The 17559-nt window shown below is 71.6% G+C and carries 17 protein-coding genes; 7 read left to right on the forward strand and 10 right to left on the reverse strand.

What is annotated here, in order from left to right:
- Together ACZ52C_RS37380 and ACZ52C_RS37385 are read right to left on the reverse strand one after the other, a co-directional pair.
- On the reverse strand, positions 1-893 hold an 893-nt coding region (locus ACZ52C_RS37380), incomplete at its 3' end, for an ABC transporter permease (RefSeq protein ID WP_469078987.1).
- A 7-nt stretch (positions 894-900) separates the two neighbouring features.
- Positions 901-1917, reverse strand: coding sequence for a sugar ABC transporter substrate-binding protein (locus ACZ52C_RS37385; protein ID WP_469078988.1), 1017 nt, complete (start codon positions 1915-1917; stop codon positions 901-903).
- A gap of 333 nt (positions 1918-2250) precedes the next feature.
- On the opposite strand from ACZ52C_RS37385, the gene iolC reads away from it, so the two are divergent.
- The 4 genes from iolC (at position 2251) to ACZ52C_RS37405 (ending at position 7157) form a co-directional block, all read left to right on the forward strand.
- Complete coding sequence (gene iolC, locus ACZ52C_RS37390; protein ID WP_469078989.1) at positions 2251-3210, forward strand: 5-dehydro-2-deoxygluconokinase; 960 nt, start codon at positions 2251-2253, stop codon at positions 3208-3210.
- Positions 3211-3481: 271 nt separating this feature from the next.
- The gene (locus tag ACZ52C_RS37395) at positions 3482-4360 is read left to right on the forward strand and encodes a Cgl0159 family (beta/alpha)8-fold protein (RefSeq protein ID WP_469078990.1); all 879 of its coding nucleotides are present in this window, start codon (positions 3482-3484) and stop codon (positions 4358-4360) included.
- 48 nt (positions 4361-4408) lie between these two features.
- Positions 4409-6286 carry a 3D-(3,5/4)-trihydroxycyclohexane-1,2-dione acylhydrolase (decyclizing) gene (iolD, locus tag ACZ52C_RS37400; protein WP_469078991.1) on the forward strand — a complete coding sequence of 626 codons (1878 nt, stop codon included), beginning with the start codon at positions 4409-4411 and terminating at the stop codon, positions 6284-6286.
- Between the two features lie 100 nt (positions 6287-6386).
- Positions 6387-7157, forward strand: a complete 771-nt coding sequence (locus tag ACZ52C_RS37405) for a GntR family transcriptional regulator (protein ID WP_469078992.1) — start codon at positions 6387-6389, stop codon at positions 7155-7157.
- A 46-nt stretch (positions 7158-7203) separates the two neighbouring features.
- On the opposite strand, the gene ACZ52C_RS37410 is transcribed toward ACZ52C_RS37405, so the two are convergent.
- Positions 7204-8355 (reverse strand): Gfo/Idh/MocA family protein, encoded by a 1152-nt coding sequence (locus tag ACZ52C_RS37410; RefSeq protein WP_469078993.1) that lies wholly within the window; start codon positions 8353-8355, stop codon positions 7204-7206.
- Between the two features lie 111 nt (positions 8356-8466).
- On the opposite strand from ACZ52C_RS37410, the gene ACZ52C_RS37415 reads away from it, so the two are divergent.
- Positions 8467-9483, forward strand: coding sequence for a LacI family DNA-binding transcriptional regulator (locus ACZ52C_RS37415; RefSeq protein ID WP_469078994.1), 1017 nt, complete (start codon positions 8467-8469; stop codon positions 9481-9483).
- A gap of 14 nt (positions 9484-9497) precedes the next feature.
- On the opposite strand, the gene ACZ52C_RS37420 is transcribed toward ACZ52C_RS37415, so the two are convergent.
- Positions 9498-9986, reverse strand: coding sequence for a MarR family winged helix-turn-helix transcriptional regulator (locus ACZ52C_RS37420; protein ID WP_469078995.1), 489 nt, complete (start codon positions 9984-9986; stop codon positions 9498-9500).
- A 140-nt stretch (positions 9987-10126) separates the two neighbouring features.
- Between ACZ52C_RS37420 and ACZ52C_RS37425 the strand changes: the two genes are divergently transcribed.
- On the forward strand, positions 10127-10501 hold the full coding sequence (locus ACZ52C_RS37425) for a DoxX family protein (RefSeq protein ID WP_469078996.1): 375 nt from the start codon (positions 10127-10129) through the stop codon (positions 10499-10501).
- A 3-nt stretch (positions 10502-10504) separates the two neighbouring features.
- Here the strand turns inward: ACZ52C_RS37425 and ACZ52C_RS37430 are convergent, their stop codons facing one another.
- The 5 genes from ACZ52C_RS37430 to ACZ52C_RS37450 all read right to left on the reverse strand — a co-directional run bounded on the left by ACZ52C_RS37430 (position 10505) and on the right by ACZ52C_RS37450 (position 14744).
- Complete coding sequence (locus tag ACZ52C_RS37430; protein ID WP_469078997.1) at positions 10505-10933, reverse strand: ankyrin repeat domain-containing protein; 429 nt, start codon at positions 10931-10933, stop codon at positions 10505-10507.
- 100 nt (positions 10934-11033) lie between these two features.
- Entirely contained in the window at positions 11034-11645 is a 612-nt protein-coding gene (locus tag ACZ52C_RS37435) for a hypothetical protein (RefSeq protein ID WP_469078998.1), read from the reverse strand.
- Positions 11642-12514, reverse strand: coding sequence for a carbohydrate ABC transporter permease (locus tag ACZ52C_RS37440; RefSeq protein ID WP_469078999.1), 873 nt, complete (start codon positions 12512-12514; stop codon positions 11642-11644). Before ACZ52C_RS37440 ends, ACZ52C_RS37435 begins: the two co-directional genes overlap by 4 nt.
- Entirely contained in the window at positions 12511-13452 is a 942-nt protein-coding gene (locus ACZ52C_RS37445) for a carbohydrate ABC transporter permease (protein WP_237313061.1), read from the reverse strand. The genes ACZ52C_RS37440 and ACZ52C_RS37445 overlap by 4 nt, the downstream gene beginning before the upstream one ends.
- The gene (locus tag ACZ52C_RS37450) at positions 13449-14744 is read right to left on the reverse strand and encodes an ABC transporter substrate-binding protein (RefSeq protein ID WP_469079000.1); all 1296 of its coding nucleotides are present in this window, start codon (positions 14742-14744) and stop codon (positions 13449-13451) included. Before ACZ52C_RS37450 ends, ACZ52C_RS37445 begins: the two co-directional genes overlap by 4 nt.
- 65 nt (positions 14745-14809) lie before the next feature.
- On the opposite strand from ACZ52C_RS37450, the gene ACZ52C_RS37455 reads away from it, so the two are divergent.
- Positions 14810-16159, forward strand: a complete 1350-nt coding sequence (locus tag ACZ52C_RS37455; protein ID WP_469079001.1) for a Gfo/Idh/MocA family protein — start codon at positions 14810-14812, stop codon at positions 16157-16159.
- Between the two features lie 46 nt (positions 16160-16205).
- Here the strand turns inward: ACZ52C_RS37455 and ACZ52C_RS37460 are convergent, their stop codons facing one another.
- Complete coding sequence (locus tag ACZ52C_RS37460) at positions 16206-17438, reverse strand: cytochrome P450 (protein ID WP_469079002.1); 1233 nt, start codon at positions 17436-17438, stop codon at positions 16206-16208.
- Positions 17439-17559 lie beyond the last annotated feature (121 nt).

Raw genomic sequence — 17559 nt, forward strand, 5'->3', positions numbered from 1 at the left:
AGACAGCCGCCGATCACCGCGGCGATGATGTACAGGAACTCGTTGCCCACGCCCTCGTTGGACTGCACCGTGTTGAACGAGAACAGCAGGTGCATGCCCACGAACCAGGCGCCGGCGCCCACGCCCATGAAGAGCGCGACCTTGGTGAAGTTCACGGGCACGCCGACGGCCCGCGCACTGTCCTTGTTGCCGCCGACCGCGAAGATCCAGTTGCCGAACTTGGTGCGCAGCAGCAGCCAGGTCGCGATCGCGGCGAAGACCAGCCAGTAGAAGATCGTGATCTTGAAGTCGACGCCGCCGATGGTGATCTCGGAGGCGAAGATGCTCTTGGCCTGGTCGAAGCCGTCCATGTCGGCGATCGAGTCACTGGCGACGTTACCGGTGAAGATCTTCGTCACGGCCAGGTTGGAGCCCTGGAGGATCAGGAACGAGCCGAGGGTGACCAGGAAGCTGGGCAGACCGGTCTTGATCAGCAGCCAGCCGTTGAAGGCCCCCACCGCCAACGACACGACCAGGGCGACCAGGACACCGGTCCATACGTTCACCGTCAGCTGGAAGCTGAGGATGGCGGCCGTCAGGGCGGAGGTGGTCACCGCGACACCGGCGGACAGGTCGAACTCGCCGCCGATCATCAGCAGCGCCACCGGCAGGGCCATGATGCCCATCACGGAGGCCTGGTAGAGCACGGTCGCCAGCGAACCGGCCTCCCGGAAGGAGGGCGCGACGGCGAAGAAGAACACATACACGCCGATCGCGGCGATCAGCGCGCCGACCTCGGGGCGGGCCAGCAGCCGCCGGCCCAGGGAACGCTGTGCGGTACGGCCGTCCTTCTGGGCGGCCGGCGGAGCCGGCGACGAGGAGGAACCCGTCGCCGGTGCCGTTGCTTGGGTCATGATCAGATCACCGGTTGCCCTTCGCGGCGAACTTGGCGATCGTGTCGACGTTGTCCTTGTCCACGAACGCGGGACCGGTCAGCACCGGCTCCTCGCCACCGCCGCTGTAGTTGCCGTTGTTCTTGTAGAGCCACAGCGAGTCCACCGCCAGGTAGCCCTGGAGGTACGGCTGCTGGTCCACCGCGAACTCGATGTCACCCGCCTTGATCGCGTCCGTCAGCTCCTTGTTCAGGTCGAACGTCGCGACCTTCGCCTTGCTGCCCGCGTCGTCCACGGACTGCACGGAGGTCAGGGCGATCGGGGCGCCGAGCGTGACGACCTCGTCGATCGAGGTGTCCTGCTTGAGCTTCGCCGTGACGGTCGACTTCACCGACGGCATGTCCGTGCCGTTGACGTAGAGGTTCTCGGTCTTGCCCTTGAACGTCTTCTTCACGCCGGCGCAGCGCGCCTCCAGCGAGACGTTGCCCTGCTCGTGGATGACGCAGACCGCGTGCTTGGCGCCGGTCTCGTTGAGCTTCTTGCCGAAGGCCTCGCCGGAGACGGTCTCGTCCTGACCGAAGAAGGACAGGAGGCCCTGCTCCTGCCACACGTCCATGCCGGAGTTGAGGCCCACGACGGGGATGCCGGCCTTCTCCGCCTTGGCGATGACGTCCTTCATCGCGTCCGGCTTGGCGAGGGTGACGGCGATGCCGTCGACCTTCTGGTCGATCGCGTTCTGGACCAGGTTGGCCTGGTTGGCCGCGTTCGGGTCGTTCGAGTAGACGAGCTTGACGTTGTCCTTGTCGGCGGCCGTCTGTGCGCCCTTGCGGACGATGTCCCAGAAGGTGTCACCCTGTCCCGCGTGGGTCACCATCGCGACCGTCATCTGGGGGGTGTCGGCCTTGCCCGCGGAGGCGTTCGACCCGCCCTCCTCGGCCTTCTTCCCGCCGGAGTCGCTGGAGCAGCCGGCTATCAGCAGCGCGGAAGCCGCCGCCATGGCGATGAAGGGGGCCACTCTGCGCGAGCGGGAGTACGTGCGGTCCATCTTTCCTGCACCTCACTGTGCGACAGGGGGAAAGGGAACGGGACAGCGTCGGGCGGACTGCCCGCGCGGGCCCGGACGTTCGAAGTCCGGATCATTGTGCCGGTTGGCCGACTGCGCTGTTTCGTTGGGACGGGATACAAACCCCTGACGGACCCCCCTGTCAAGACTTTGTTAAGACATCATTTCACGAGCAGGTCAGGATGTCAGTACAAACTATTGACACAGGGTCGGTTCGGGTCCTAAACCTGGGATACATCCGGACCCGAGCACTCGCATCCGCGCGCGCCGCAGGTCTCCGGTGGCCCGCATCCCCCCACCCGAGGAGCGACGCGCATGCCCGAGTCCGCCGAGTCCTTCGATCTGATCACGATGGGTCGTATCGGAATCGATCTCTATCCGTTGCAGACCGGCGTCCCCCTCGCGCGTGTCGAGTCCTTCGGAAAGTTCCTCGGCGGGTCGGCCGCCAACGTCGCGGTGGCCGCCGCACGGCTCGGCAACGCGACCGCGGTGATCACCCGGACCGGCGACGACCCGTTCGGCACGTTCCTGCACGAGGCGCTCAAGGAGTTCGGCGTCGACGACCGGTTCGTCACGCCCGTCGCCCAGTACCCGACCCCGGTCACGTTCTGCGAGATCTTCCCGCCGGACGATTTCCCGCTCTACTTCTACCGCCGCCCGAAGGCCCCCGACCTGGAGATCCGCACCGACGAGCTGGACTGCTTCGCCATCCGCGCGGCCCGAGTCTTCTGGATCACCGGCACCGGCCTGAGCGAGGAGCCGAGCCGCTCGGCGACGCTCGCCGCGCTCAAGGCCCGTGGCCGGTCCGGCATCACCGTCTTCGACCTCGACTGGCGGCCCATGTTCTGGGACGACCCCGAGACGGCCCGGCCGTACTACGCCGAGGCGCTGCGGCACGCCACGGTGGCCGTCGGCAACCTCGACGAGTGCGAGGTGGCGACGGGCGTAAGGGAGCCGCGGGCGTGTGCGGAGGCGTTGCTGGAGGCGGGCGTGGAACTGGCCGTCGTGAAGCAGGGCCCCAAGGGCGTCCTCGCCGTCCACCGCGACGGCACGGTGGCGGAAGTGCCGCCGGTGCCGGTGGAGGTGGTGAACGGGCTGGGCGCGGGGGACGCGTTCGGGGGGTCGCTCTGCCACGGGCTGCTGCGGGGCTGGGACCTGGAACGGATGATGCGCCACGCGAACGCGGCGGGGGCGATCGTGGCGTCGCGTCTTGCCTGTTCTTCGGCGATGCCGACGGAAGGGGAGGTGGAGGAGTTGTTGAGCGGTGGGGGCTGAGGTCTTCGGGTGAGGGGGCGGTCAGGTGCGTTGTCGGGTGCGGCTCCGGTGGGGCTTCTCGCGCAGTTCCCCGCGCCCCCAACGACCAGGCCCCCGCGGGCCTGAAAGACCACGGCCCTGCGGGCCCGAAAAGCCCGGGGCGCAGCCCCTGCTTTTCAGGGGCGCGGGGAACTGCGCGAGAAGCCCCACCCACCCGCACCCGGCGACGCACCCCAACCAGCCACCCCGTCCCCCGCCCCCGCTCCCGCCCCCGACACCCCCGGAGCCCCACGTGAGCATCCGCATCCCCGACCTCCCCACCCTCCGCGCCCGACACCCCGAATCCGTAGCCGACGCCGCCGCGCGCCGCTCCCGCCGCCCCCTCATCGGCGACACCGGCCGTCTGATGATCGTCGCCGCCGACCACCCCGCCCGCGGGGCACTCCGCGTCGGCGACCGCCCCCTCGCCATGGCCGACCGCGCCGACCTCCTGGAACGGCTCTGCACGGCCCTGTCCCGCCCCGGCGTGGACGGTGTGCTCGCCACCGCCGACATCCTGGAGGACCTGCTGCTCCTGGGCGCCCTGGAAGGCAAGGTCGTCATGGGCTCCCTGAACCGCGGCGGGCTCGCCGGCGCCTCGTTCGAGATGGACGACCGCTTCACCGGCCACCGTCCCGAGGACATCGAGCGGCTCCGTTTCGACGCCGGCAAACTCCTGCTGCGCATCGACCACGACGACCCCGGCTCCCTGCGCACCCTGTACTCCACGGCCCGGGCGGTCGACGACATGGCGGCGCGCCGACTGCCACTGTTCGTCGAGCCGTTCCTCTCCCGCCGGGTGGACGGAAAGGTCCGCAACGACCTGAGTGCCGAGGCCGTGACCCGTTCCATCGCCATCGCGGCCGGGCTCGGCGGCACCTCCGCGTACACCTGGCTGAAGCTGCCCGTCACCGACGACCCCGACGCGATGGGCGAGGTGCTGGAGACGTCCACCCTGCCGACCGTGCTGCTGGGCGGCGAAGTGGGCAAGGATCAGGAGGGCGCGTACGAGAAGTGGCGCAAGGCCCTGCGGCTGCCCACCGTCCAGGGCCTGGTCGTCGGCCGCTCCCTGCTCTACCCCGCCGAGGGCGACGTGGAGACCGCGGTCGACACGGCGGTCGGACTGCTCTGAGCCCGCCCCGCACACCAACCCACCACCACCCCAACCCGTGAGGTCCCGATGTCCCAGTCCCCCACCCGCCGTCTGACCGTCGCCCAGGCGCTGGTGCGGTTCCTGTCCGCGCAGTACACCGAGCGCGACGGTGTGCGCCACCGGCTGATCGCCGGCACCTGGGGCATCTTCGGCCACGGCAACGTCGCGGGGCTGGGCCAGGCGCTGCTTGAGGCCGGTGAGGAGACGATGCCGTTCCACCAGGGCCGCAACGAGCAGTCCATGGTGCACGCGGCCGTCGGGTACGCCCGCCAGCTGAACCGGCTCTCCGCGCAGGCGGTCACCACCTCCATCGGGCCCGGCGCCACCAACCTGGTCACCGGTGCCGCCCTCGCCACCATCAACCGCCTCCCCGTCCTCCTGCTGCCCGGCGACTACTTCGCCACCCGCACCGCCGACCCGCTGCTCCAGCAGCTGGAGCACCCCACCGAGGCCGACGTCTCGGTCAACGACACCCTGCGCCCGGTCTCCCGCCACTTCGACCGGATCACCCGCCCCGAGGCGCTGATCCCGGCCGCCCTGAACGCCATGCGGGTCCTCGCCGACCCGGTCGACACCGGCGCCGTCACCCTCGCCCTGCCGCAGGACGTGCAGGCGGAGGCGTACGACTGGCCGGAGGAGTTCTTCGCCGAGCGCGTGTGGCGCGTACGGCGTCCCGAGGCCGACCCGGTGGAGCTGGCGGAGGCGGTGCGGGCGATCCGTGCAGCGCGGCGGCCGCTGATCGTCGCGGGCGGCGGCGTGCACCACAGCGAGGCCGAGGAGGCGCTGAAGGCCCTGGTCGACGCCACGGGCATCCCGGTCGCGTCCACCCAGGCGGGCAAGGGCTCCCTGCGCCACGACCACCCCGCCGACCTCGGCGGCATCGGGCACACCGGCACGGCCGTCTGCGACGACATCGCCCGCACCGCCGACCTGATCGTCGGCGTCGGCACCCGCTACACGGACTTCACCACCGCCTCGAACACCCTCTTCCAGCGCCCGGACGTCCGTTTCGTCAACCTCAACATCGCCGCGTTCGACGCCCACAAGCTGGCCGCCCGGACGGTGGTCTGCGACGCGCGGGCCGGACTCACGGCGCTCACCGAGGCGCTGGACGGGCACCGGGTGGACGAGGCGTACGAGGCCGAGTACCGGGCCGGCAAGGAGCGCTGGGAGCAGGTCGTCGAGGCCGCCTACGGCGTGGCCGACGAGCACGCCGTGCCCACCCAGACCCAGGTGCTCGGTGCCCTGGACTCGGTCGTCGGGGACGAGGACGTGGTCATCAACGCGGCCGGTTCGCTCCCCGGCGACCTGCACAAGCTGTGGCGGGCCCGCAGCCCCCGCCAGTACCACCTGGAGTACGGCTACTCCTGCATGGGCTACGAGATCCCCGCCGGGATCGGTGTGCAGCAGGCGGCGCCCGGCACGGCCGTCTGGTCGCTGGTCGGGGACGGCACCTATCTGATGATGCCGACGGAGATCGTGACGGCCGTCCAGGAGGGGCTGCCGGTCAACCTGGTCCTCATCCAGAACCACGGCTACGCCTCCATCGGCGGCCTCTCCGAGTCGGTCGGCGGCGAGCGCTTCGGCACCGCCTACCGCTACCGCGCCGCCGACGGCACCTTCTCCGGCGCCCCGCTCCCGGTGGACCTCGCCGCCAACGCGGCCAGCCTCGGCATGGACGTCATCCGCGCGAAGACCGTGAAGGAGCTGCGCGACGCGCTGGCCGCGGCCCGCGCCTCGGACCGGCCCACCTGTGTCTACGTCGAGACCGACCCGACGCCCACCGCTCCCCCGGCGGAGGCCTGGTGGGACGTGCCGGTCGCGGAGACCGCCTCCCGGCCGGCGGCCGTCGAGGCGCGCACGGCGTACGACCGCGAGGTGGCCAACCAGCGCCGCCACCTCTGACGGCCGGTCACCGCAAGGCCCGAGCCCGGCGCCGTGCGCCGGGCTTGTCAGGACAATGCGATGACAGGGGTTCCTGTCATGCGGACGGACGGATACCCTCATGGGCGTGACCAGCGCGACTACGGGGAGTACAGAGAGTCTCGACCTCAGTGTCGACCGGAGCAGCCCGGTGCCGCTGTACTACCAGCTGGCCCGGCAGCTGGAGTCGGCGATCGAGCACGGTGCGCTCGGGCCGGGCAGCCTCCTGGGCAACGAGATCGAGCTCGCCGGCCGTCTCGGCCTGTCCCGGCCGACCGTACGGCAGGCCATCCAGTCGCTCGTCGACAAGGGCCTGCTCGTACGCCGCCGGGGCGTCGGCACGCAGGTGGTGCACAGCCAGGTCAAACGGCCGCTGGAGCTGAGCAGCCTGTACGACGACCTGGAGGCGGCCGGTCAGCAGCCCACGACCGTGGTGGTGCTGAGCGAGCTCCGCCAGTCCTCCGCCGAGGTCGCGGCCGCCCTGGGCATCGCCGAGGGCGCCGAGGTCCACCTCTTCGAACGGCTGCGCCTCACCCACGGGCAGCCGGTCGCGCTCCTGTCCAACTTCGTCCCGGCCGGGCTGCTGGACCTGGACACCGAGCGCCTGGAGTCGACGGGCCTGTACCGGATGATGCGCAACGCCGGGATCACCCTGCACAGCGCCCACCAGAGCGTCGGCGCCCGCATCGCGACGCCCGAGGAGGCCGACCGGCTCGGCGAGCCGGCGGGTGCCGCGGTGCTCACGATGCAGCGCACGGCGTACGACGACACCGGGCGCGCCGTCGAGTACGGCACCCACATCTACCGGGCCTCGCGCTACTCCTTCGACTTCCAGCTGCTCGTCCGCAACTGACGTCCGGGCGAGGGGAGTTCGAGGCCGGCGGGCGGTCCTCCGGCCCTCAGAGGTGCACCCATGCCCCTGCCTCGGCGGAGCGGCTCATCGCGTCCAGCGCGGTGGCGCTGCGCACGGCGTCGGCGAGGGTGGTGCCGTGCGGGGTGCCGTCGGCGATGGAGCTGAGGAAGTTGTACGCCTCGATCACCTTGAGGTCGTCGTAGCCCATGGCGTTGGCGGAGCCCGGCTGGAAGGCGGAGTAGGCGCCGTGGCCGGGGCCGACGTAGAGGGTGTGGACGGACTGGTCCTGGTAGGCGTCCCCCTTGCTGACGCCCAGTTCGCCCATGCGGCGGAAGTCCCAGAAGAGCGCGCCCTCGGTGCCGTGGATCTCGAAGCCGTAGTTGTTCTGCTCACCGACGGAGACCCGGCAGGCCTCCAGGACGCCCCGGGCGCCGGAGGCGAAGCGGAGCAGGCAGTTGACGTAGTCCTCGTTCTCGACGGGGCCGAGTTCGCCGCCCGAGGCGCGGGTGTGGCCGGCGGTGGCGCCGGCGGGGCGGGCCCGCTCGGGGACGAAGATCGCGGTGTCGGCGATGAGGGAGGCGATGTCGCCGAGCAGGAAGCGGGCCAGGTCGACCCCGTGGGAGGCGAGGTCGCCGAGGACCCCGCTGCCGCCGCGCTGCCGCTCGTACCGCCAGGTCAGGGCGCCCTCGGGGTGGGCGGCGTAGTCGCTGAAGAGGCGGATGCGGACATGGGTGACGGTGCCGATCTCGCCGGCGGCGATCAGTTCGCGGGCGGCTTCCACGGCGGGCGCGTTGCGGTAGTTGAAACCGACGGTGCCCTGGACGCCGGCCTTCTCGACCGCGTCGGCGACGGCGCGGGCGTCGGCGGCGGTGAGCCCGACCGGCTTCTCGATCCAGATGTGCTTGCCGGCCTCGGCCATGGCGACGCCGATCTCCCGGTGCAGGAAGTTCGGCGCGGTGATGCTGACCGCCCGGACCCGCGGGTCGGCGGCCACGTCCCGCCAGTCCCGGGCGGTGGTGGCGAAGCCGAACTGCCGGGCCGCCTCCTCGGCGCGGCCTGGCACCTCCTCGACGACGGTGACCAGTTCGGGCCGCAGGCCGAGCTGCGGGAAGTGGTGGGGCACGCGGGCGTACGCCTGGGTGTGCACCCGTCCCATCCAGCCGAACCCCACGACGGCGACACCGAGTCCACTCACCATGACCGCCCTTCATTGGACCGTTCCAAAATCGTATGTCGCTCACCCTGCGGGCATGCCTCTGGACTGTCAAGCCCTTTGACACGATCGCACCGCTGTGGAACGGTCCAGGTCATGAGACCCGGACCCCCGACCCCGACGATCCGTGACGTCGCCGAGCGGGCCGGTGTGTCCAAGTCACTGGTCTCGCTGGTGCTGCGCGGCTCGGCGCAGGTACGCGAGGAGAAGCGGCAGGCGGTACTGGCCGCCGTGGACGAGCTGGGCTACCGGCCGAACGCCGCCGCGCGCAGCCTGAGCGAGCGCCGCACCCGTACGGTCGGCGTCCTCCTCAACGACATGCGCAACCCCTGGTTCGTCGAGCTGCTCGACGGTCTCAACTCCCGACTGCACGACAACGGCCTGCGCATGCTGCTGGCCGACGGCCATCTCAACCGGCGGCTCGGCGAGGACCTCACCCGCACCTTCACCGAGCTGCGGGTCGACGGGCTGGTCGCGGTCGGCACCCTGCCGCCCTCCGAGGCGCTGCGCACGGCCGCAGGGCTCGTCCCGACGGTGGTGGCGGGCGCCCGCGAGCCCACGCTCCCCCAGGTGGACGTCGTCGCGGGCGACGACCAGCACGGCGCCCGGCTGGCCACCGAGCACCTCATCGGCCTCGGTCACCGGCGCATCGCGCACATCGCGGGGGACGGTGTGGTCGGGGCGCTGCGCCGCCGCAGCTTCGAGACGGTGATGCGCGAGCACGGGCTGAGCGACCTGGCGGCCGTCGAACGGGGCGACCTGACGGAGGAGGGCGGCTACCGGGCCACGGTGCGGCTGCTGAACCTGCCCGAACGCCCCACCGCCGTGGTGGCGTTCAACGACATGGCCTGCGTGGGCGCCCTGTCCGCCGCCGAGGAACTGGGGCTGAGGGTGCCGCGCGACCTGTCCCTCGTCGGCTACGACAACACCTATGTCTCCCGGCTGCGCCACCTCTGGCTCACCACCGTGGACAACGCCAGCCACGACGTGGGCCGCACCGCCGCGCAGCGCCTGCTGGACCGCATCGCCGATCCGGCGCGCCCCGCCGAGGTCGTGCTGACCACGCCGACGCTGGAGGTCCGGGGCTCCACCGGCCCGCCGGCCGGCCTCTGAGGGGTGGCGGGCCGTCAGCTCGGCGGCAGGCAGTGGTCGTCGGGCGCGACGCTCCGCCAGATGCGCCGCCCGATGTCCCGCAACTGCCGCTGCTGGGCCTTGGTGAGCGCGTCGAACACATAGCGGCGTACGGCGTCGGCGTGGCCCGGCGCGCTCTCGACGACCTTGGCGTGTCCGGCGTCCGTGAGGACGGCCAGGGTGTAGCGCCCGTCGGAGGGGTCCGGCTCGCGGCGGACCCAGTCGCTCTTCTCCAGCCGCTTCACGAGGTGGGAGAGCCGGGACAGCGACGAACCGACGTACCCGGCCAGGTCGCTCATCCGCAGGGTGCGCCCCTCGGTCTGCGACAGCATCGCCATCACCACGTACTCGACGTGGCTGACGCCCGCGTCCCGCTGCAGGTCCGCGTCCAGCGCGCTCGGCAGTCTGACCATCACGCCCGCCAGCGCGTGCCAGGTCTCCATCTCCTCGTCCGTCAGCGGACGCGACTGCTGCGGTGTCTCCATGGCGCCCACTCTACGTGCAGCCGCCACCGATCAAGCCGGCTATGACTTGACGCTTCAAGTCGATCGACCCTACGTTGAACCCTCACCTCTCTTGAATATTCAACTCAAACTCAACCCTCCTGCATGGGAAGAAGTGCGCCATGAACGTCACCCTCTGGATCATCGCGAGCCTGCTCGCGGCCGGCTTCCTCGCCGCCGGCCTGATGAAGACCACCCAGTCCAAGGAGAAGCTGTCGGCCTCGGGGATGACGTGGGTCGACTCGTTCTCGCCGGGCATGGTCAAGACCATCGGCGCGCTGGAGGGCCTGGGCGCCATCGGGCTGATCCTTCCGGCCGTCCTCGACATAGCCACGGTGTTCGTGCCGCTCGCGGCGACCGGCCTCGCCGTCACGATGCTCGGCGCGGTCGTCTTCCACCTCCGCCGCGGCGAGACCAAGGAGACGGCACCGAGTCTGGTGGTGCTGATCCTGGCGGTCGTGGTGGCCTGGGGCCGGTTCGGACCGTACGCCTTCTGAGGCCTACTCGGGCCGTACGGGCCGGGCCCCCGCCGCGAGCAGGAGGGCCGTCGTCTCGGGGTAGGGACCGGTGGCCGCCCACTCGAGCGGGGAGCGGCCCGTGCCGTGGTCCTCGCGCAGGTCGGGATCGGCGCCGTGGGCGAGGAGTGCGCGCACCGCGTCGGTGTGCCCCCAGCACGCGGCGCCGCACAGCGGGGTGCCCTCCGTGCCGTGTCCGCTCTCGGTGTCGGGCGCGGCCCCGGCCGCGAGCAGCCGGCGGACCGTGTCGGCGGCCCCGTGCACGGCCGCCGCGTACAGGGGCGTCGTGCCCTCGGCGTCCGTCGTCTCGGCGGGGGCTCCGGCGCGCAGCAGCCGGTCGACACGGGCCGTGTCGCCGACCGCCGCGGCCCACACCAGCCGGTGCGACAGTTTCTTCCGCCGCCGTCTGTTCACCGTCGCGTTCCCCCCTTGGCAGGAGTCCGAGGCACTGGCCCGTCGTGCGCGTCAGCCCGTCGTACGGGTCGGCCCTTTGACCCTGAGAACGGTCAGCCCATCACACGCCCTCCCGTACGGCGACCCCTTTTCCGCGTACGTCGACGGCCGTGAGCGCCAGCGCCAGCAGCCCCGGTACGAGGAACACGAGCGGCAGCAGCATCCAGGCGCTCGCCGCTGCCGTCGCCACCGCGAGGACGACCAGCGCGCTGCCGCCCGGATCGCGCACCGCGTCCCGGGCCGCTCCCCGCACCGCCGCCGGCCAGTCCCCGACCGACTCGGGGCGGGCGCAGGCACGCAGCCCGATCACGGCGGCGCAGGTGCCGACGGCGGCGACGAGGAGGGCGAAGGCCCGGCCGCCGGGGAGTCCGGCACCGGCAAGGGCCAGATCGACCAGGGCGAGGGCCAGGCCGGCGAGGGCCAGGAGTCCGGCGGCCAGGTCGCCGGGGCGCAGTCGCCGGCGCAGCGCCCCGAGGAACCGGGCGGCCGTGACCGGGCGGTCCTCCCGTACTCCCCGCAGGACCGCGCAGGCCGTGGAGAGCGCGGCGGGCAGGGTGACCAGCGGAAGGCTCACCACCGCCACGGCGACACCGACGCTCAGCACGTCGGCGAACAGCGTCATCCGCGGGCCGAAGATCTCGCCCGGCTCCCGGTCGGTCCGCGGCGCGCTCACCCCTTGATCCCGGAGTTGGCCATGCCCTCCACCAGGAACCGCTGGAAGGCGAGGAAGAGCAGCACGATCGGCAGGAGGGCGATGACGGACATCGCGAACATCGGGCCGAACGCCGAGGTGCTCGACGCGTCCACGAACGACCTGAGGGCCAGGGTCAGCGTGAACTTCTCGGGCGAGAAGAGATAGATCAGCTGGGTGAAGAAGTCGTTCCAGGTCCAGATGAAGGTGAAGATCGCGGTGGTGATGAGGGCGGGCCGGGTGAGGGGCAGGATCACCGAGAAGAAGCTCCGGAACGGTCCGCAGCCGTCGATGCGGGCCGCCTCCTCCAGCTCCCTCGGCAGTCCGCGCATGAACTGCACGATGAGGAAGACGAAGAAGGCCTCGGTGGCGAGGAACTTCGGCAGGATCAGCGGCCAGTAGGTGTTCACCATGCCGAGCTGGTTGAAGATGATGTACTGCGGGATCAGCACCGCGTGGTGCGGCAGCATGATCGTCGCGATCATGAAGGCGAAGAGCGGGCCCCGGAAGCGGAAGCGCAGCCGCGCGAAGGCGTACGCGGCCAGGGAGCAGGACAGGACGTTCCCGACGACCGCGCCGCCGGCGATCAGCAGGGAGTTGCCGAGCAGCCGCCCCACCGACACGTCGTTGACGCCGTCGAGCGCGGTCTCGTAGTTGGACCATTCCAGCCGGCTCGGCAGCAGGTCGAGGCTGGCGATGACCTCGTTCGCGGGTTTCACCGAGGTCGCGAGGAGCCAGGCCAGCGGGTACAGCATGACGAGGAGCGCGGCCAGGCAGCCGGCGTGCAGGGCCACGCGCCGCCAGGCAACAGGCTTGCGTACTCCGGGCGTCGAGGGCGTGGTGGTGGTCATCGGTCCCCCTCGGAGGCGTAGAAGACCCAGGAGCGGGACGTGCGGAACAGGATCGCGGTGACCGCGCCGATGGCGAGCAGCAGCACCCAGGCCATGGCGGAGGCGTAGCCCATGTGGGAGGCGACGAAGCCCCGGTCGTAGAGGTAGAGCGTGTAGAAGAGGGTGGAGTCGGCGGGGCCGCCCTTGCCCGCGCTGACCGCGAAGGCCGGGGTGAAGACCTGGAAGGCCTGGATGGTCTGGAGGACCAGGTTGAAGAAGATCACGGGCGACAGCATCGGCACCGTGATCGACACGAAGCGGCGCCAGGCACTCGCGCCGTCCACCTCGGCGGCCTCGTACAACTCCCCCGGGATCTGCTGGAGTCCGGCGAGGAAGATGACCATCGGGGCGCCGAACTGCCACACCGTGAGCAGGGCGACCGCGAGCAGGGCCCAGCCGGGACGGTTGACCCAGCCGCCGGTGCCGAGGAGGTGGTCGACGGTGCCGCCGTCGTTGAAGATCGCCCGCCAGACCAGGGCGATGGACATGGAGGCACCGAGGAGCGAGGGGGCGTAGAAGGCGGAGCGGTAGAAGGCGCGGCCGCGCTTCATGTTCTTCAGGGCCAGGGCGACCAGGAGGGCGAGGGCCAGTTGGAGCGGGACGGCGAGGACGACGTACAGCAGGGTCGTCGCCACCGAGCGCCAGTAGCGGGGGTCCTCGGTGAACATCTGGGTGTAGTTGCGCAGGCCCACCCAGTTCGGGGCGTTGAAGAGGTCGTAGTCGGTGAAGGAGAGGTAGAGCGAGACGGCCATGGGGAGCAGGGTCAGGACGCAGGCCCCGAGCACCCAGGGGGAGAGGAACACCCAGGCCGCGCCCTCGCGCCGGCGGCGCCGGGCGGGCCGGTCCGGCTGGGGAACGCCCTTGCCGGGTACGGTGGTCGGCAGTTGCGTGGTGGTCATGACCTCAGCTCCGCCTTCGCCTCGGTGAGGTAGTTCTCGGCGGCCTCGCGGGGGGACATCCGCTCGTAGGACACCTGGTCGTAGTCGCGCTGGAAGGTGGTCTGCAGTGCGCTGTCGCCCGAGGGGGGCGCCTGGGGCGGCGGGTCGAGCTTCCCTTCGACGGTGGCCTGGTACTCGTAGATCGTCCTGTCGAAGTCCTTGAGGTCGGCCGCGATGTCCGCGCGGATCGACTCGTTGACGGGGATGCCCCGGGTGGCGCCGAGGATCTTCGCGGCCTCGTCGTCGTTGAGCAGGAAGTCGACGAGCCGGGCGGACTCCTCCGGGTGGCCGGAGTCGGCGGCCACGCCCATGAACATGGAGGGCTTGAAGTACTGGCCTGGCGTGCCGTCCTCACCACCCGGCATGGGGGCGAGGGAGATCCCGGCGGGGACGAGGGCGAGGTAACCGCTCGCGGGCGCGTCCCAGTTGACGTCGGAGGCGGCGGTGCCCCGGCCGAGCGGGGTGTTCTCGACCGTGCCGTCGAGCTGGGTGGTCTGTTCGGCGGGCGAAACGGCGCCCTCGCGGCGGAGCCGGTCGGTGAAGGTCCACCAGCGGGTCAGGTCGTCGGCGTCGAAGCCGAGCCGGCGGTCCTCGGTGTAGAGGGCCTTGCCCTGGCCGCGCAGCCAGATCTCGAAGGCGTCCTCGCTCTGCCCGGGGTCGGTGCCACCGGGTTCTCCGGTCTCCTCGGCCACCTTCCGCATGGCGTCGGCCCATTCGCTCCAGGTCCAGCCGACCCGGGGCGGTGCGAGACCGGCCGCCTTCCACTTCTCGGTGTCGTAGACCATGGTCTCGGTGCCACGGCCCTGCGGCACGGCGTACTGCTTGCCGTCGACCTTGCCGGTGGCGAGCAGTCCCGGCTCGAACTCGGCGGTGTCCAGGGCCGATCGCTGTTCCGTGAGGTCCAGGAGCACGCCCCCGGAGGCGTACTGGTCGATCATCCGGTAGTCGAGCTGCATCACGTCCGGGGCGTCGCCGCCGGCGGCCTGGGTGGCGAGCTTCTGCTTGTACGCCTCGTAGCCGGCGAAGGAGGTCTGTATGTCGATCCCCGGGTTCTTCCTCTCGAAGAGTTCGACGGCCACCTGGGTTCTGGCGGCCCGGTCGGGGTTGCCCCACCAGGTGTAGCGCAGGACGACCTCGCCACCGACGCCGCCCGACCCGTCCGGTCCCGAGCAGCCGGTGAGCAGCGCGCAGAGCGCCAGCGCGGCGGCCGCCGCACGGGGTTTCCAGGACTCCCTCGTCCTGATTCGGGGCATGAGTGGGTCACCTCTTCCGCCAGAAAGCGCTTCCACCCCCCGTAGTGACCCTAGGGAAGGTCCGAATGTCTCAACAAGACCCCTGCACCACCTCCCCACAACCCCGCCGCGCCGCCGTGGTGGGGCTCGGTGCCCGGGCGCGGATGTTCACCGAGGCGCTGACGGGAGCCTTCGCCGAACGGATCGAGCTGGTCGGCCTCTGCGACACCAACTCCCACCGGATGGCCGTCCACAACGCCTGGATCGCCGCCGACCGTCCGGGCCGTGCGCCCGTACCGGCGTACGGGGCCGACGAGTTCGAGGAGATGCTGCGCCGCGAACGGGTCGATCTGGTCGTGGTGTGCACGGTGGACCGGACGCACGACCACTACATCGTCCGCGCCCTGGAGGCGGGCTGCGACGTCGTCACCGAGAAGCCGATGACGACCGACGCCGAGCACGCCCACCGCATCCTGGAGGCCCGGCGGCGGACCGGCCGCGAGGTCCGCGTGTCCTTCAACTACCGCTACAACCCGGTGCATTCGGCCGTGCGGGAACTGCTCGCGAGCGGTGAGATCGGCGAGGTCGGCTCGGTGCACTTCGAGTGGCTGCTCGATCTGCGGCACGGCGCCGACTACTTCCGCCGCTGGCACCGCGACAAGGCGAACTCCGGCGGCCTCCTCGTCCACAAGTCGACCCACCACTTCGACCTGGTCAACTGGTGGCTCGGCACCCGCCCCGACACCGTCTTCGCCCAGGGCGGCCTCTTCTTCTACGGCGACGAGGCGGGCCGCCGCCGGGGCCTCGCCCGGGACTACACCCGCGCCCACGGCTCCCCGGCGGCCGAGTCCGACCCCTTCGCCCTCCACCTCGCCGACTCCCCCGCCCTCACCTCGCTCTACCTCGACGCCGAGCGGGAGGACGGCTACCACCGCGACCGGAACGTCTTCGGCCCCGGCGTGTCCATCGAGGACGACATGGCGGTCCTCGTCCGCTACGCATCCGGCGCCACCCTGACCTACCACCTCACGGCCTACTCCCCCTGGGAGGGCTACCGGATCGCCTTCAACGGCAGCGAGGGGCGCGTCGAACTGCTGGTGGAGGAGTCGACGTGGACGCGGCCCGATGTGCGGATCACCGGGGCGAGCCCGGTCCTGCACGGCGCCGAGGCGGGTGGGGAGGCCGGCAGGACCCAGCTGCTGGTCCGCCGTTTCTGGGAGCCGCCGCGCGAGGTGAAGGTGGAGACGGGCGAGGGCGGGCACGGCGGCGGCGATGTCCGCATGCTGGCCGACCTGTTCGGGGAGCGCGTGCCGGACGCGCTCGGGCGGGCCGCCGACGCGGTGGACGGGGCACGGTCACTGGTGACGGGGCTGGCGGCGAACCGGTCGCTGGAGACGGGGATGCCGGTGGCGGCGCGGGAGTTGCTGGACGTGTGAGCCGTCCTCGGTCTCCGCGCGCCGTCCGGCGTTCCCGCTGTGCGGGTCACCAGACGAGGTCGAGGCGTTCCGGGGAGCGGTGGATCAACGTCGGCCGCATGGTGGTCCGTCGGCCCTCCGCCAGCCGCAGCTCCGGGAGGCGGCTGGTCAACACCTCCAGGGTCAGGCGCAGTTGTTCCCGGGCGAGCTGTGAGCCGGGGCAGGTGTGGGCGCCGAGGCCGAAGGAGAGGTGACGGCTGCCGGCGTGGCGGGTGATGTCGAAGTCGTCGGGGCGCGGATGGCGGGAGGCGTCCCGGTTGGCGCCGGCGAACGCGAGGAACACCGGTGTCCCGGCGGGGAGTTCGGTGTCGGCGAGGGTGACCGGGCGGGTGGTGACGCGGCGGAAGCCCTGCAACGCGGTGTCGTAGCGGGCCGCTTCCTCGACGGCGGCCGGGATGCGCTCCGGTTCGGCGCAGAGCAGCTCCCACTGCCGGCGGTCGCGCAGCAGATGCAGGACGGTGGTCCCGATGAGGGCCGTCGTGGTCAGGTGTCCGGCGATGAGCAGGTTCTGGAGGTGGGCGACGACCTGGTGACGCTGGTCGAGCGTCAGCTCGCCGGTGCCCGGTCCGGCGACGGAGGTGATGAGTTCGGTGCCCAGGTCCTCGCGCGGGTCCGCACGCCGGGCGTGAACGAAGGCGTCGAGCCGGTGGGCGGTGGCGACCACGTCCTCGGCCGCCGCGATCTGCTCGGCCTCCGTCATGGGCCGGAACAGCAGCTGCTCGGCCCGGTGACCGCCGTGCACCAGCGCCGGCACGTCGTCCGGGTCGAACCCGACGAGACGCCCGACGACCTCGCCGGGCAGCCGCCCCGCGTACGCCGACATCAGCTCGACGCGGCCGCCCTCCCCGTTCTTGACGAAGTCGTCGACGAGGGCGGCGGCCCGTTCGGCGGCGTACGGCAGGACGGCGGCGACCCTGGCGGGCGACAGGCCCCGCACGATGGGGGCCCGCAGTGCCTGGTGCAGGGCGCCGTCGGCGGTGACGACGACGGGGCGGCCGCCGAAGCCGCCGCCGAGGACGGCCAGCGCGGCGGGCGCGGGCATGACGTCGGGGCGCAGGGCGTTGGCCGAGGAGAAGTCCTCCGGGCGCCGCAGCACCTCCCGTACGTCGGCGTCCCGTGCCACCAGCCAGGAGTCCAGCTCGGGCACGTACGTCAGTCCCTCGGCCGCCCTGGCTCGCGCGTAGAGCGGATACGGATCCCGCTGCAACTCGTCGAGTCTGGCGTGCAGTTCAGGGTCCACGAGAGCACCTTCCGGCCAGGGGCGGGCGTGCGGTCGCGCTCATCGTGCCGTACGGCGTGGCGGGGCGGTAGGGGCTCTGCGACGAGTGCGACGGACGGGCGGGGTGGTCCGGGCGGGGTGG

Source organism: Streptomyces sp. NPDC034049, assembly GCF_055575575.1.